Annotated in this window: 14 protein-coding genes; 9 read left to right on the top strand and 5 right to left on the bottom strand. The window is 60.4% G+C overall.

The window, feature by feature from the left end; all coding sequences use genetic code 11:
* Positions 1–188: 188 nt before the first annotated feature.
* Positions 189–1,163, bottom strand: coding sequence for a transcriptional regulator FtrA (ftrA, locus tag ACVVH8_RS18190; RefSeq protein ID WP_475225388.1), 975 nt, complete (start codon positions 1,161–1,163; stop codon positions 189–191).
* Positions 1,164–1,264: 101 nt separating this feature from the next.
* Between ftrA and ACVVH8_RS18185 the strand changes: the two genes are divergently transcribed.
* The 4 genes from ACVVH8_RS18185 to ACVVH8_RS18170 all read left to right on the top strand — a co-directional run bounded on the left by ACVVH8_RS18185 (position 1,265) and on the right by ACVVH8_RS18170 (position 5,150).
* Entirely contained in the window at positions 1,265–1,693 is a 429-nt protein-coding gene (locus tag ACVVH8_RS18185) for a rhodanese-like domain-containing protein (RefSeq protein ID WP_103305866.1), read from the top strand.
* 261 nt (positions 1,694–1,954) lie between these two features.
* The gene (locus ACVVH8_RS18180) at positions 1,955–2,734 is read left to right on the top strand and encodes an ABC transporter substrate-binding protein (protein ID WP_008082447.1); all 780 of its coding nucleotides are present in this window, start codon (positions 1,955–1,957) and stop codon (positions 2,732–2,734) included.
* Positions 2,735–2,931: 197 nt separating this feature from the next.
* A complete protein-coding gene (locus ACVVH8_RS18175; protein ID WP_475225385.1) occupies positions 2,932–4,044 on the top strand; it encodes a succinylglutamate desuccinylase/aspartoacylase family protein in 1,113 nt (370 codons plus the stop codon).
* A gap of 389 nt (positions 4,045–4,433) precedes the next feature.
* Positions 4,434–5,150 carry an alpha/beta hydrolase gene (locus ACVVH8_RS18170; RefSeq protein WP_475225383.1) on the top strand — a complete coding sequence of 239 codons (717 nt, stop codon included), beginning with the start codon at positions 4,434–4,436 and terminating at the stop codon, positions 5,148–5,150.
* Here ACVVH8_RS18170 and ACVVH8_RS18165 read toward each other — a convergent pair.
* On the bottom strand, positions 5,140–5,703 hold the full coding sequence (locus ACVVH8_RS18165) for a DcrB/PsbP domain-containing protein (RefSeq protein WP_401298665.1): 564 nt from the start codon (positions 5,701–5,703) through the stop codon (positions 5,140–5,142). The two genes, ACVVH8_RS18170 and ACVVH8_RS18165, sit on opposite strands and share 11 nt — an antisense overlap.
* A gap of 98 nt (positions 5,704–5,801) precedes the next feature.
* Positions 5,802–6,587 carry a hypothetical protein gene (locus tag ACVVH8_RS18160; RefSeq protein ID WP_212809340.1) on the bottom strand — a complete coding sequence of 262 codons (786 nt, stop codon included), beginning with the start codon at positions 6,585–6,587 and terminating at the stop codon, positions 5,802–5,804.
* Positions 6,588–6,735: 148 nt separating this feature from the next.
* On the opposite strand from ACVVH8_RS18160, the gene ACVVH8_RS18155 reads away from it, so the two are divergent.
* Both ACVVH8_RS18155 and ACVVH8_RS18150 read left to right on the top strand, forming a co-directional pair.
* The gene (locus ACVVH8_RS18155; RefSeq protein WP_103305872.1) at positions 6,736–7,272 is read left to right on the top strand and encodes a chalcone isomerase family protein; all 537 of its coding nucleotides are present in this window, start codon (positions 6,736–6,738) and stop codon (positions 7,270–7,272) included.
* 147 nt (positions 7,273–7,419) lie between these two features.
* Positions 7,420–8,688, top strand: coding sequence for an Nramp family divalent metal transporter (locus ACVVH8_RS18150; protein WP_475231207.1), 1,269 nt, complete (start codon positions 7,420–7,422; stop codon positions 8,686–8,688).
* A gap of 95 nt (positions 8,689–8,783) precedes the next feature.
* Here the strand turns inward: ACVVH8_RS18150 and ACVVH8_RS18145 are convergent, their stop codons facing one another.
* Positions 8,784–9,893, bottom strand: a complete 1,110-nt coding sequence (locus tag ACVVH8_RS18145; protein WP_475225379.1) for a cytochrome P450 — start codon at positions 9,891–9,893, stop codon at positions 8,784–8,786.
* A 79-nt stretch (positions 9,894–9,972) separates the two neighbouring features.
* On the opposite strand from ACVVH8_RS18145, the gene ACVVH8_RS18140 reads away from it, so the two are divergent.
* The 3 genes from ACVVH8_RS18140 (at position 9,973) to ACVVH8_RS18130 (ending at position 12,873) form a co-directional block, all read left to right on the top strand.
* Positions 9,973–10,728 (top strand): ArsR/SmtB family transcription factor, encoded by a 756-nt coding sequence (locus ACVVH8_RS18140; protein WP_475225376.1) that lies wholly within the window; start codon positions 9,973–9,975, stop codon positions 10,726–10,728.
* A gap of 106 nt (positions 10,729–10,834) precedes the next feature.
* On the top strand, positions 10,835–12,055 hold the full coding sequence (locus tag ACVVH8_RS18135) for a putative DNA modification/repair radical SAM protein (RefSeq protein WP_475225374.1): 1,221 nt from the start codon (positions 10,835–10,837) through the stop codon (positions 12,053–12,055).
* Positions 12,052–12,873 (top strand): TIGR03915 family putative DNA repair protein, encoded by an 822-nt coding sequence (locus tag ACVVH8_RS18130; protein WP_475225371.1) that lies wholly within the window; start codon positions 12,052–12,054, stop codon positions 12,871–12,873. Before ACVVH8_RS18135 ends, ACVVH8_RS18130 begins: the two co-directional genes overlap by 4 nt.
* Positions 12,874–12,892: 19 nt before the next feature.
* Here the strand turns inward: ACVVH8_RS18130 and ACVVH8_RS18125 are convergent, their stop codons facing one another.
* Positions 12,893–13,501 carry a LysE family translocator gene (locus ACVVH8_RS18125; protein ID WP_475225368.1) on the bottom strand — a complete coding sequence of 203 codons (609 nt, stop codon included), beginning with the start codon at positions 13,499–13,501 and terminating at the stop codon, positions 12,893–12,895.
* Positions 13,502–13,563: the final 62 nt, after the last annotated feature.

Genomic DNA, 13,563 nt, shown 5'->3' with positions numbered 1-13,563 from the left:
AAGCCGCACAAGCCGGCGGATTCTGGCGTAGTTGTAGGCAAAGGCGCAAGGCGCTGTAGCCTCATGGCTGATGTCTAAATGATGCTGCGTTTTTCCTGACGCCTTCGCGAGCAAGCTCGCTCCCACAGGGGCAATGCATTCCAAACTGTAGGAGCGAGCCTGCTCGCGATGGGGCCTTCAAAATTCACTCAAGAACTGACCTTCACCCCACGCCCAAACCGCTCCCGATACACCGACGGCGGCACCCCCACCACCCCGCGAAACGCCACGCGAAAACTCTCCACCGAGCGATAACCACAACGCTCGGCAATCTGCTCGGTGTTATGCGGCGTGCTCTCAAGCAGCTCCCGCGCCCGCGCCAGCCGTTCATGCTGCAGCCACGCCTTGGGCGACTGGCCACTGGCCTCGGTAAATCGCCGCAAAAACGTACGTTCGCTCATCGCCGCTTCACTGGCCAGATCGCGCACTTCCAGCGGTTCATGCAAACGCTCGCGCGCCCACTGCATCACCCGTGACAGATCGTTGCGCGGCGTCGGGCTGACCGGCGTCGGAATGAACTGCGCCTGCCCGCCGGTACGCTGCGGCGACATCACCAGTCGCCGCGCCACCGAGTTGGCGACTTGCGTGCCGAAGTCCCGCGCCACCAGATGCAGGCAGGCGTCAATGCCGGCCGCGCTGCCCGCCGAAGTAATCAACTGGCCAGCGTCGACGTAAAGCACATCCGCATCGACCGCAATCGCCGGAAAGCGCTGCGCCAGTTCCGTGGCGTAGCGCCAATGCGTGGTGGCGCCGTGGCCGTCGAGCAGGCCGCTGGCCGCCAGCACAAACACACCCGAGCAGATCGACAACAACCGTGCGCCACGGGCATGGGCCTGACGCAGTGCATCGAGCAGCGCTTGCGGCACCTCGGCATTTCGATCACGCCAGCCGGGAATGATGATGGTGCGCGCCTCGGCGAGCAGTTCCAGACCGCCATCAGCCAATACCTGAATGCCACCCAAGGCACGCATCGGGCCTTGATCGACCGCCGCAATGGCGTGGGTGTACCACGGGAAATCGAACTCCGGCCGGGCCAGGCCGAAGATCTCCACGGCGATGCCGAACTCGAAAGTACAGAGGCCGTCGTAGGCCAGAATTGCGACGAGACCTGGTGATGTCGGCATTTGGCGGAAAATTCCCGGTGAGTGTCTTGTGCGCCACTGTAGCCGCAAGCGGCCGCTCGATAAAGTCTGTTCACACCCCTACAGACAAAGGAGCAACACCCATGACAAGCCTCGTTCGCGAGATCCCTGCCGCTCCGTCGGCGATCGCCCTGATGCACTTCAGCAATCGTCTGACCTTCGAAACCGATTGTTCCGACGTGTTCAGCAGCCAAGAGGCTGGGGAGATTGATTTTGTTCTGGTCGACGTGCGCGGCCCGCTGGCTTTTGAGCGCGGGCATGTGCCGGGCGCGATCAATATCCCGAACCGGCTGCTGACGGCGGCGGAACTGGCGGGCTATCCGAAAACCACGCTGTTCGTGGTCTATTGCGCCGGCCCGCACTGCAACGGCGCGAACAAGGCGGCGGTGAAACTGGCGGCGCTGGGTTACCCGGTCAAGGAGATGATCGGCGGCGTTACCGGATGGCTTGATGAAGGCTTTCAACTGAGTGTTGAGCCAGTCGGCAAAACCGCAATCGGCTGTGAATGCTGATCCCTCGCCACAAAGGGTACTCATCGCAGATTTCCTGCGCGAAATAAGGTTCTGTCCTACAGCCTTTGCACCACAACGGCGCACCGTTGACCCCGGTCAATCGGTGCGCCGATTTTTCGTAAGTATTTGTCGCTTAAACACAATTTACCCTGTGCGCGCCGCCATAGACTGCCGGCCACTTCGGTTTTTATAGCCAATTGGCCATGACCGAACGCTGAATCGAAAGCTGCCAATAAAAGCCTCCGCACACAGGAGTAATAAATGAAGAAGCTAGTGATGTTCGGTGCCCTGGCACTGTCGATGTTGTCCCTGACCGCTGTGGCCGAAGACGCCAAGCCGATCCGCATCGGTATCGAAGCCGGTTACCCGCCGTTCTCGATGAAAACCCCGGACGGCAAACTGGCCGGGTTTGACGTGGACATCGGCGATGCGTTGTGTGAGCAGATGAAAGTCAAATGTACCTGGGTCGAGCAGGAATTCGATGGCCTGATCCCGGCGCTGAAAGTGAAGAAAATCGACGCCATCCTGTCCTCGATGACAATCACCGACGACCGCAAGAAAAACGTCGACTTCACCATCAAGTACTACCACACCCCGGCGCGCTTCGTGATGAAGGCCGGCTCCAACATCACTGACCCGCTGACCCAGCTCAAAGGCAAGAAAGTCGGCGTGCTGCGTGCCAGTACCCACGACCGTTTCGCCACTGAAGTGCTGGTGCCGGCCGGGATCGATCTGGTCCGTTACGGCTCGCAGCAGGAAGCCAACCTCGACATGACCTCCGGTCGTCTCGACGCGATGCTGGCCGACTCGGTCAACCTCAGTGACGGCTTCCTGAAAACCGACGCTGGCAAAGGCTTCGAATTCGTCGGTCCGACCTACGAAGACGCCAAATACTTCGGCGGCGGCGCCGGCATTGCAGTGCGCAAGGGCGATACCGCGCTGGCTGAGCAGTTCAACAAGGCCATCACCGAAATCCGCGCCAACGGCAAGTACAAACAAGTGCAAGACAAGTACTTCGACTTTGACGTGTACGGCCATTAATACGCCGTAAAAAAAGTGGCCCCGTTAGCGCGGTGGCCACTTTTTTTGCGCTCTAATTGTGGTGAGACCTTTGTAGGAGTGAGCCTGCTCGCGATAGCGGAGTATCAGACGACGATGATGTTGAATGTTAAACCGCTATCGCGAGCAGGCTCACTCCTACAGGGGATCTTTGTGATCCAGATATTGAGGAGTTACCCATGCAACGCATCGACCACGTTCTGCCCTGGAGCCACTTGGGCAGCGAACGTTCACTCAGCGTGTTCCGCTATGGCGCGGGCACTCGCAAGGTGTACATCCAGGCCAGCCTGCATGCCGATGAACTGCCGGGCATGCGCACCGCATGGGAACTCAAGCAACGCCTCAACGAACTAGAAGCGCAGGGCCGCTTGCAAGGTGTGATCGAACTGGTGCCGGTCGCCAACCCGATCGGGCTCGACCAGCATCTGCAAGGCAATCACATGGGCCGCTTCGAGTTGGGCAGCGGCAAGAATTTCAACCGGGCCTTCGTTGAACTCAGCGCACCGGTGGCGGCATTGATCGGCGATCAATTGGGCGCTGATGCCGAAGCCAACATCGCGCTGATCCGCCAAGCCATGGGCCAGGTCTTCGATGAACTGCCGCCAGCGGCGTCGCAACTGGAGGCACTGCATCGCTTGCTGCTGCGTCATGCCTGCGACGCCGACATCACCCTCGATCTGCATTGCGATTTCGAGGCGGCGATTCACCTGTATGCGTTGCCGCAACACTGGCCGCAGTGGCAATCCCTGGCGGCGCGGCTGAAGGCTGGCGTTGCGCTGCTGTGTGAAGACTCCGGCGGCAGCTCGTTCGATGAATCCTGCTCGACGCCGTGGTTGCGTCTGGCGCGAGCCTTCCCGAATGCGGCGATTCCAGCGGCCAACCTCGCCACCACGCTGGAGCTGGGCAGTATGGGCGACACCCGGGTCGATCAGGCTCAAGCCAACTGCGAGGCGATTCTGGGTTTTCTGGCGGAACAGGGTTTCATCAGCGGCGAATGGCCGACGGCGCCGAGCGAGTGCTGCGAAGGGATGCCTTTTGCGGGCACCGAATACCTGTTTGCGCCGCACCATGGCGTGGTGAGTTTCCTGCGCAATGCGGGCGAGTGGGTGGAGGAGGGCGATGCGTTGTTTGAAGTGGTTGATCCGCTGCAGGACCGCGTGAGCACTGTGCGTGCCGGCACCAGTGGCGTGTTGTTTGCGATTGATCGCGGGCGTTACACCGAACCGGGAATCTGGCAGGCGAAAGTGGCGGGGCGGGTGCCGTTTCGTACGGGCAAACTGACCAACGACTGACGGATTTTCGTCGCATCTAAAGGCCTCATCGCGAGCAGGCTCACTCCTACAGGGGAACGCATTCCAAATGTAGGAGTGAGCCTGCTCGCGAAGGGGACATCAACAACACCCAATTCATAGCCCTTCATTGGATTTGATGGCCTCATCGCTGGCAAGCCAGCTCCCACAGTGGTTGAGGGTGTTTACAACTATTGGATTTACACAAATTTATTGTGAGCTGACAGCCAGCTCCACAGTGGTTGAAGGTGTTCACACATATTGTATTCACACAAATCCTGTGGGAGCTGGCTTGCCAGCGATGGCGGTTTGGACAACGCCACAGAATTTGGATCCGTGACCCGGGATGTTAGGCTCCCCCCGAACCCGACACTCTGTGAAAGGAAGGCTCTATGTTGAAGGTCTTTGCCCTGTTGACTCTCTTGGCGTCCACCGCCGTCCATGCTCAAACCACCCTGCAATCCGATCTGCCGCTCAAGTACATCGAGCAGGTCCACGCCGACGCCGATCCGCGTCCGCTGGTGATTTTCCTGCATGGTTACGGCAGCAATGAGGCCGATCTGATCGGCATGAAATTCCAGTTGCCGGCGCAATACAACTACCTGTCGGTGCAGGCACCGTTGGCATTGGGCGAAGGGCGTTTCCAATGGTTTCGCAAGAAAGGCGAAGGTGCCTACAACGGCGAAACCGATGATCTGAAGGCCAGCGGCCAGAAGCTACGGGACTTTATCGCGCAAGCGGCGAAGAAGTATCACGCCGCACCGGACAAGGTGTACCTGATCGGCTTCAGCCAAGGCGCGATGATGACCTACGAGGTGGGGCTGCGGCCGCCCGTGATCGTGGGTGGTATCGCGGCGTTGAGCGGGCGTTTATTGCCAGTGTTGAAAGCTGAACTGAAGACCGCGCAACCACCGCTGCCACTGAGCATCTTCATCGGTCACGGCACCGCCGATGATCGTGTGCCGTACCACGACGGCACAGCGGCCAACGAACTGTTGCAGAAACTCGCCTACAAACCGCAGTTTCACGCCTATCCCGGCGTCGGCCACAGCATCAGTGCGGCCGAATTGCGCGACTTGAACGCCTGGTTGCAGCAGCTCAATCCTTGAGGATGGTTTTCACCAGTGCGTCGTGACCTTTCTTGTCGCTGACCCGGGAAATCACCTGGACCAGCGCCATACGCGTACCGGAGCCGGCCATCAACGTCGTGTTGAGCGTCTGCCCGCCGCCCTGAGTGGCGGTGCTGTCGACCTGACGCAGACCCAGGCCGGTGCCTTTCTGGGTCAGGCTTTTTTCGCTGAGCTTGTTGAAGTCCGGCAGCGCCTTGCGCTGGGCATCAATGAAATCAGCGACGGTGCCGTCGAGGAACTCACTGTCGTTGTCCTTGACGTTGTTGCCTTCGGGAATCTGGTTTTCGGCGGCAATCACTACGGTTTTGGTCGCCTGGTTGGTGTACATCGTGCCCTTGGCGCCCGTCGAACTGGCCGGCAGCGGATCGGCAACGAAGCCTTTTGGCAGCGTGAAGGTGAATTTACCATTGAGCATCGAGACCTTCTCGGTGTCGGCTTTTTCCTTGGCCTTGGCGGCTTGAGCGTTGATGGCGCCGAGGCCGGCGACTGCCGCCAGCAACAGGACGACGGCTTTTTTGCTCAACAATGTCATTCGAATCTCCGGGAAGTGGTCGTGCCAGGCGGGCGATCATCCCACGCAGCGCCTTGGCACTCCAGCCCGGCTCGTCCGGACTTATTGATAGAAGCGCTTCAGGCGTCAGACGTTCGCGTCGATCTCACCGGCGCCGGTTTGGCCAGCAACTTGCGCGTCACGCCAAGCATGGCCACCGATACAGCCACGCCAATGGCAAAGCCACTCAGACCCAGGCTCGGCAAGGTCAGCGCCGAGACCAGGCAAAATGCCGAAAACGAGTACATACCGGTCGCCGTCGCCCGTAACAATGCCGCGGTAAACGCCGGGCCGCGCGTCTGCTGGGAAAACACCGCCATGACACTGCCCAGCACCGGAAACACTGCCAACAGCCCGCTCCAGCGTTCGCCGACGGTGCTGGCCAGCATCGTCACCACAAGGGTCAACGCAGCGCCGGCGATCATCCGCCAGATCAGTTTGTCCGACTTCGGCGCCGGGCCGTTGAGCATCGGTTGCACCGTAGGAAACAGGTACGGCGATGCCAACAACGCAACCGCCGCCGCTGCCACTGAAAACGGCAGTGACGCCGGGATCAGCGACAACACCCAAGCAATCACGGCCCACACCGACAGCGACACCGTCAGCGCTAACGGCCAGTTCGCGCGTTGGGCGACCTGCGCGTAGGTGATGCAGAAGGCAATCATCGCGAACATCGCCGACAACGCAGCCACCGCCGAATGCGCGGCAAACTGCGGCCCTTGTTCAATGGCGAGGAAAAACAGAATCGGCCCGACCACCACCGGCAAGCCCGACAGCCACCCGGCCACGCTCGGCCCCCAACGCTTGCCGGCCAGCGAAATCAGCAGCAGAAAACCGGGAATCAGCAGCAGTTTGAGGATCAGCACGCAGGTGTCTCCGTCGGGTGAGAGTGGGCCACGTTAGCATTGGCGCTGATGGATTGCTGCATTGTTATACAGAAACTGTATACAAAGTTGCGTTGGCGATTCGTGGCTATGCTCTGATTATCAGGGTTTTGCCGGAGTCGATGCCGCGATGAACAGAACTCCAAAGGTGTTGCGTGGATGCTGCGGCATCGGTTTGTGGGCTTTGCTGCTGACCCCGACCTGGGCCAATTGGCAGGACGCGGTGCCGGGCGCGCAGATTATTGGCACCGGCGACTTCAGCGTATGGGGTTTTGATGTGTACAACGCTCGCTTGTGGAGCGCCGCGCGACCGTTGGCGCCGGACCAACCGTTTGCTCTGGAGCTGATCTACCGCCGCACCATCTCTCGCGACGACCTGGTGAAAGCCAGCGTCGATGAAATCAAACGTCTGGCTGGCAGCAACATCAGCGCCGCGCAACTTGCAGGCTGGCAGATGCAGATGCAGCAGTCGTTTGTCGATGTACAGGCCGGCACGCGCATTACCGGGGTTTATCTGCCGGGGCAGGGCGCGCGTTTTTTTGTCGGGCAGCAGTTGCAACATGAGATTGATGATCCGCAGTTTGCCCGGGCATTTTTTGATATCTGGCTGGATCCGCGAACGCGCAGCCCCGAGCTGCGTCAGCAGTTGCTGGGGATGACTCGGTAAATCGGTAGGAGCTGCCGAAGGCTGCGATCTTTTGCTCTTCATGGCGCAGCCCGAAACGTCTAAGCTGCGTCTTTCGACTTGTTTCTGGATGTGTGCGTGAAATTCAGTTTGCCCAAAATCGCCACCGCGCCGTTTTGCCCGCCGGAAGTGGCCGGCAGCGTCACGGTTGATCCCAATGCCGCGTTTTTCAAGCGGGTGCTGCGCTTCGCCGGCCCCGGTTTGCTGGTGTCGATCGGCTATATGGATCCGGGCAACTGGGCGACGGCCATCGAAGCCGGATCGCGCTTTGGCTACAGCCTGCTGTTCGTGGTGTTGCTGGCGAGTCTGGCGGGCATGGTCGTGCAGTGCCTGTGTTCGCGGCTGGGTATCGCCACCGGGCGCGATCTGGCGCAATTGTCCCGCGAGCGTTACAGCACGCCGACGGCGCGCCTGCAATGGGTGTTGGCGGAGATCTCGATCATCGCCACCGACCTCGCCGAAGTCCTCGGCTGCGCGCTGGCGTTTCATTTGCTGCTCGGTTGTTCGCTGACCTTCGGCATTGCCCTGACGGCGTTCGATACGCTGTTGGTGCTGGCCTTGCAGAACCGTGGATTCCGCCGACTGGAAGCGATCATGCTGGTGCTGGTCGCCACCATTGGTGTGTGTTTCTTCGTTGAACTGGTGCTGATCAAACCGTACTGGCCGGATGTCTTTCAGGGTTTCAAACCGTCCTTGTCGGCCTTCAGCAATGCAGCGCCGTTGTATCTGGCGATCGGCATTCTGGGCGCCACGGTGATGCCGCATAACCTCTATCTGCATACCTCCATCGTGCAGACGCGGATGATCGGCAAGGATCTGGCGAGCAAACAGGACGCGGTAAAACTGGCACGCATCGACACGATTGGCTCGCTGGCGCTGGCGCTGCTGGTCAACGCGGCGATCCTGATTCTCGCCGCGGCGGCGTTTCACCAGTCCGGGCACACCGACGTGGTGGACATTCAGGATGCCTATCACTTGCTCGATCCGTTGGTTGGCGGCGCGCTCGCCAGTGTGTTGTTTGGCGTGGCGCTGCTCGCGTCCGGCCAGAGTTCGACCTTCACCGGCACCATCGCCGGGCAGGTGATCATGGAGGGCTATCTGAACCTGCGGATTCCCTGCTGGCAACGGCGTCTGATCACCCGAGGCCTGGCGTTGATCCCGGCGTTTATCGGTGTGTGGCTGATGGGCGATAACGCGGTGGGCAAGTTGCTGGTGATGAGCCAGGTGGTGTTGAGCCTGCAACTGCCGTTTGCCTTGTACCCCTTGATCCGCATGACCAATGACAAGCAGCTCATGGGGCCGTTTGTGAACCGCTGGCCGACCCGCGTGCTGGCGTGGGGGTTATTTGTGCTGATCAGCGGGGCCAATAGCTGGTTGATTCTGCAATTGGCGGTCTGACCGTCAATTGTGTGGTGACTGACCTGACGTCTTCGTGAGCAAGCCCACTCCCACCTCTGGAATGCAATTCCCAGTTTGCTCGCGAAGACGTCCATTCAGGCGCCGACAAAACCGAACATTGGAATACGCCCATTGAGCGAAGGCCGGTAATGCCAGCTCAGGCGATCCAGTTCCACGCCATGATCGAGAATCTGCCTCAGCGTCGCACTGGCAATGCCCATCGCCAACGCTTGCCCAGGACACTGATGCCGACCGCTGCCAAAACTGAAACTGCGGCGGTTCGTCCGGTCCGGCAGAAACAGGTCAGGGTTTTCGTTCAGCGCCGGATCGCGATTGGCCGAGGCCAGCAGCACCAGAATCACATCGCCAGCCTCCAGGCGCACGCCATCGATTTCGCAGGGCGCCGCGACAAAGCGCCGGGTGTTCTGTACTGAAGGGTCGAAGCGCTGGACTTCGCTCAGCAGGGCTTCAACGGGGTAAGTGCATAGCTGAGGATTGCGCCGCAACGCCACCAGCGCATTGCCGATCAGTCCGGCGGTGGCTTCAAACGTCTGCGAGCAGAGGCCGATCAGGTTGGCGATCAGGGTTTCTTCATCGCCATTGAAGCGTTGCCGGATTCGCGCGAGCAAAGCGCTGTGCCCTTCAGATTCGGCCAGCAACTCGATGAAGTAACCCCGCAGCTGTTCCGCCGCGCGGTGGGCCGCCGCCAGTTGCAGGTCATTGCTCAACGGCGACAGACAGGCGGCGAAGTCGGCAGTCAGGTCACTGATTGCCCGACCCTGCGCCGGGCTGAAGCCGAGTAATGCCGCGACCACGCACACCGGGCCACGGAACATGGCTTTGTAGAGACCGTCGGCGTCTGTGCTGATCAGGCGTGCGCTCACTCTTGCGCGGACCTCGTCGTGATCGATCCACTCCAAAGCAGGCTCGAAGGCCGAACGCGGGCAGCGCTGGCGTTCGCCGTCGTTCATCCGCATTAACTGGCCGAAGACATTGCCGGCCATGCCCTCGACGATCGCTTTGGGCACGGGTTCCAGCGCTGGACGCACCCGGCACTCGGCATGTGCCAGTACGGCGCAAACCGCGCGAGCGCTGCTGGCGACCCACAATTTCAGGCCAGGATGAAACGTCAGCCCACCTTCGGCGCGCAGTGAGGCGTAGTAGGGATAGGGATCGGCATGAGTCGCAGCGATGATCGGGTCCATGGTTCGCAGCCTTGTCGTGGGGAAAAGTGTTGCTACTATCTCCACTCCTTAACGGCGATGATTCGTCCGGGAGCGAACCATGCATGCAGAACATCAAGACATCGGCGTCTCGCAGGTGGCCGCCGCCATCGCCGAGCCGGCGCGCACGAAAATCCTCTGCTCGTTGATGGACGGCCACGCCCGCACTGCCACCGAGTTGGCGGCCATCGCTGAAGTTGGCGCGTCCACCGCCAGCGCACACTTGGCCAAACTCAAGGAGCTGGCGCTGGTGCGTCTGCATGTCCAGGGGCGCCACCGTTATTACAGCCTGGCCGACAAACGTGTCGCCCAAGCGCTGGAAGCGTTGATGGTGATCGGCCAGAACGCCACGCCGGCCTTCAAGCCGCACACGCCGGATCGCCTGCAATTTGCTCGCACCTGTTACGACCACATGGCCGGGACGCTGGCGGTGCTGCTGCATGACCGCTTTATTGACGCGGGGTGGCTGGTGGCAACCGATGAGCAGGCGTATCGCTTGAGCGCCAGTGGCGCAGGGTTGTTTGCCGGGTTGGGTATTGAGGTCGGCGATCTGTCGACGATGCGTCGCAAATTCGCATGCCCATGTCTGGACTGGAGCATGCGCCGGCCGCATCTCGGGGGTTCGCTGGGGGCTGCGGTGTTGCAGATGGCGTTGAAGCGCAAATGGCTGACACAGGATCTGGACAGTCGGGCGTTGGCGCTGACGGCGGTGGGGCGCAGGGAAATCCGCGCGCGATTCGGTGTCGAGTTGCCGGTCGAGGCGGAGATCAAAAGATCGCAACCTGCGGCAGCTGCTGCAGGGACTGCATATACCTGAATCGTATAGGTGCTGCTGAAGGCTGTGATCTTTTGATCTGGTCTTGCAAATTGAACTCACTCATCGGACTCGATACTGTACGCATAACCAGTATTGAGTCGTAGCCATGCAAATCATCGACAAGCTCAGCATCCTCGCCGACGCCGCCAAGTACGACGCCTCCTGCGCGAGCAGCGGTGCGCCCAAGCGCAGTTCCGAAGGCAAGAGCGGCTTGGGCTCGACCGATGGCATGGGCATTTGCCACAGCTACACGCCGGACGGGCGCTGTGTCTCGCTGTTGAAAATTCTGCTGACCAATTTCTGTCTCTACGACTGCCAATACTGCGTCAATCGCCGTTCCAGCGATGTACCGCGTGCTCGCTTCACGCCCGGAGAAGTCGTGGCGCTGACCATGGATTTCTACCGGCGCAACTGCGTCAGCGGGCTGTTTCTAAGTTCCGGCATCATCCGCTCGGCGGACTACACGATGGAGCAGCTTGTCCGCGTGGCGAAGCTGCTGCGTGAAGAGCACGAATTTCGCGGGTACATTCATCTCAAGACCATTCCCGATGCCGACCCCGCGCTGATCGCCGAGGCCGGGCGCTACGCCGATCGCTTGAGCGTCAATATCGAATTGCCCACCGATGCCAGCCTGCAAACCTTGGCGCCGGAGAAAAACATCGGCTCGATCAAGCAGGCGATGCAAACCATCTACACCGGTGAGCAGACTGTACTCAACGAACCTCGCGCGCCAAAATTTGCTCCGGCGGGGCAAAGCACGCAGTTGATTGTCGGCGCCGATGACACGGACGACAGCACAATTCTTCACGGCGCTCAGGCCCTATACGGCAACTTCCGGCTGCGCCGGGTTTATTACTCGGCGTTCAGTCCGATCCCCGACAGCCCGAAAAGCGTGCCGCTGGCCGCGCCGCCATTGATGCGCGAGCATCGTTTGTATCAGGCGGATTTTCTCTTGCGCAGCTACGGCTACAGCGCCGGGGAGTTGCTCGACGGTCCGGGTAATCTGGCGTTGGACATCGATCCGAAACTGGCGTGGGCGTTGCAGAACCGCGAGGTGTTCCCACTGGACCTGAACCGTGCCGAGCCAGCGTTGATCGCGCGCATTCCCGGCATTGGCCTGCGCACCACCGAACGGCTGGTGGAGTTGCGTCGTCAGCGGCGGATCCGCTACGAGGATGTGGCGCGCATGCGCTGCGTGCTGGCCAAGGCCAAGCCGTTCATGATCACCAGCGATTACCACCCGCAGCAGGGCGAGGTCACCAGCCATTTGCTCTACCAGCAATTGCGCGACCGGCCAATGCCACAGCAGATGGGGTTGTGGGGATGATCAATCTCGATTGCGATGACCTGTTCGACACCTGGCGCCAGCAGGCGCGCTGGCTGCTCAGTCATGAAATCGATCCGAGCGTGGTGAGTTGGGCCTCGGAAGGCGTGGCCGATCTGTTTGCCAGTGATGATCACGTGCCTGAGGGCCAGGGGCCATTTCAGGCACGGATTCCGCGTGCGCTGCTCGACACACTGGAACAGGCCGCGCAATACCGGGGCGATCAACGCTGGAGCCTGCTGTATGAAGTGCTATGGCGAGTCAGCCACGGTGATCGTACGGCAATGATGGCCGGTGACAAGCTTGGTAGCGAGTTGCAGAGACGGATCAAGCAAGTGAGCCGTGAAGCCCATCATTTGCATGCGTTCGTGCGTTTCATCGAACGCCCGAAAGATTTACCAGGCCCACAATATGTCGCCTGGCACGAACCTGCTCACGACATCCTGCACAGCGCCAGTGAGCATTTCGTTGCACGTATGGGACGGCACCGCTGGCTGATTGCGACACCACGCGATGGCGTTTACTACGATGGCGAACAACTGATTCATCAGCGCCAATGCCCGGTTGAATGGCAGCAAATGGCGCAGAACGTCGACGATCCCCATGGCGAGTTGTGGTTGACCTATTACAGCCACATCTTCAACCCGGCGCGGTTGAACCCGAAGGTCATGCAGGGGCATTTGCCGGTGCGGTTCTGGAAGAACCTGCCGGAGGGAGAGTTGATTCCCGGATTGATCAGCCAGGCGCGGATGGGCAAGCAACAGAACGGGCAGGCCAGCGGAATCGCCTCGCGGGCGGGCAAGCGCATCGCATTGAAATAGTCTGGATGCAGTCGTCAGCTCAGCGAGTTGCCGAAGCCATCAGCAGACCAAAACCGGCAAAGGTCACGCCCGAGACTTTCGCCGCGAGCCACGATCCTTTCGGGCTCGACAGCCAACCTTTGGCGGCATTGGCAAGCAGGGCGTAGCTGCCATGCACCATAATCACCAGTACCGCGTAAGAAGTCACCAGTTTGAAGAATTGCGGGTAAAAGGCCTGTTCCGTGTCGATGAACTGCGGGAACACCGCCAGAAAGAAGAAGATGGCTTTGGGATTGAGAAACTGCAAAGACGCTGCTTCCAGAAAGCGGTAGCCCGCACGAGAAGGGCGAACCGCTTGCAGGGGACGGAAACGGTCCGAACGCCAGCTCTTGAAACCGAGGTACAACAGGTAAGCAGCCCCAGCGTATTTCAGCACACTGAAGGCCGTCGCCGAGGCGCTGAGGATCAGGCCGAGGCTGGTGGCACTGAGAGCAGCAACCACAAAAGCCCCCGAGGCGATCCCCAGAATCCCCGGCACTGCGCCGGTCCAGCCCAGGCGCACGGCATTGGAAAGCGTCAGGATCACACCCGGACCGGGGCTTAGGATGGTCAGGGTGGCGAACAGGACAAAGAGTCCGTAGCTGTGCATGGTGTTGCTCCGTCGAATCGCGTGTCTGCGTGCAGGCAGATTGGCGTGACGACAAAACGCTG

Source organism: Pseudomonas trutticola BRTCR10, from assembly GCF_056155105.1.
The sequence above is the reverse complement of the archived record's forward strand: the minus strand, read 5'-3'. Positions and strand labels throughout refer to the sequence as shown.

Excerpts from the sequence above, each read along its gene's own strand:
- ftrA (WP_475225388.1), bottom strand. The coding sequence starts at position 1,163 with ATGCCGACATCACCAGGTCTCGTCGCAATTCTGGCCTACGACGGCCTC.
- ACVVH8_RS18185 (WP_103305866.1), top strand. The coding sequence starts at position 1,265 with ATGACAAGCCTCGTTCGCGAGATCCCTGCCGCTCCGTCGGCGATCGCC.
- ACVVH8_RS18180 (WP_008082447.1), top strand. The coding sequence starts at position 1,955 with ATGAAGAAGCTAGTGATGTTCGGTGCCCTGGCACTGTCGATGTTGTCC.
- ACVVH8_RS18175 (WP_475225385.1), top strand. The coding sequence starts at position 2,932 with ATGCAACGCATCGACCACGTTCTGCCCTGGAGCCACTTGGGCAGCGAA.
- ACVVH8_RS18170 (WP_475225383.1), top strand. The coding sequence starts at position 4,434 with ATGTTGAAGGTCTTTGCCCTGTTGACTCTCTTGGCGTCCACCGCCGTC.
- ACVVH8_RS18165 (WP_401298665.1), bottom strand. The coding sequence starts at position 5,703 with ATGACATTGTTGAGCAAAAAAGCCGTCGTCCTGTTGCTGGCGGCAGTC.
- ACVVH8_RS18155 (WP_103305872.1), top strand. The coding sequence starts at position 6,736 with ATGAACAGAACTCCAAAGGTGTTGCGTGGATGCTGCGGCATCGGTTTG.
- ACVVH8_RS18145 (WP_475225379.1), bottom strand. The coding sequence starts at position 9,893 with ATGGACCCGATCATCGCTGCGACTCATGCCGATCCCTATCCCTACTAC.
- ACVVH8_RS18140 (WP_475225376.1), top strand. The coding sequence starts at position 9,973 with ATGCATGCAGAACATCAAGACATCGGCGTCTCGCAGGTGGCCGCCGCC.
- ACVVH8_RS18135 (WP_475225374.1), top strand. The coding sequence starts at position 10,835 with ATGCAAATCATCGACAAGCTCAGCATCCTCGCCGACGCCGCCAAGTAC.
- ACVVH8_RS18130 (WP_475225371.1), top strand. The coding sequence starts at position 12,052 with ATGATCAATCTCGATTGCGATGACCTGTTCGACACCTGGCGCCAGCAG.
- ACVVH8_RS18125 (WP_475225368.1), bottom strand. The coding sequence starts at position 13,501 with ATGCACAGCTACGGACTCTTTGTCCTGTTCGCCACCCTGACCATCCTA.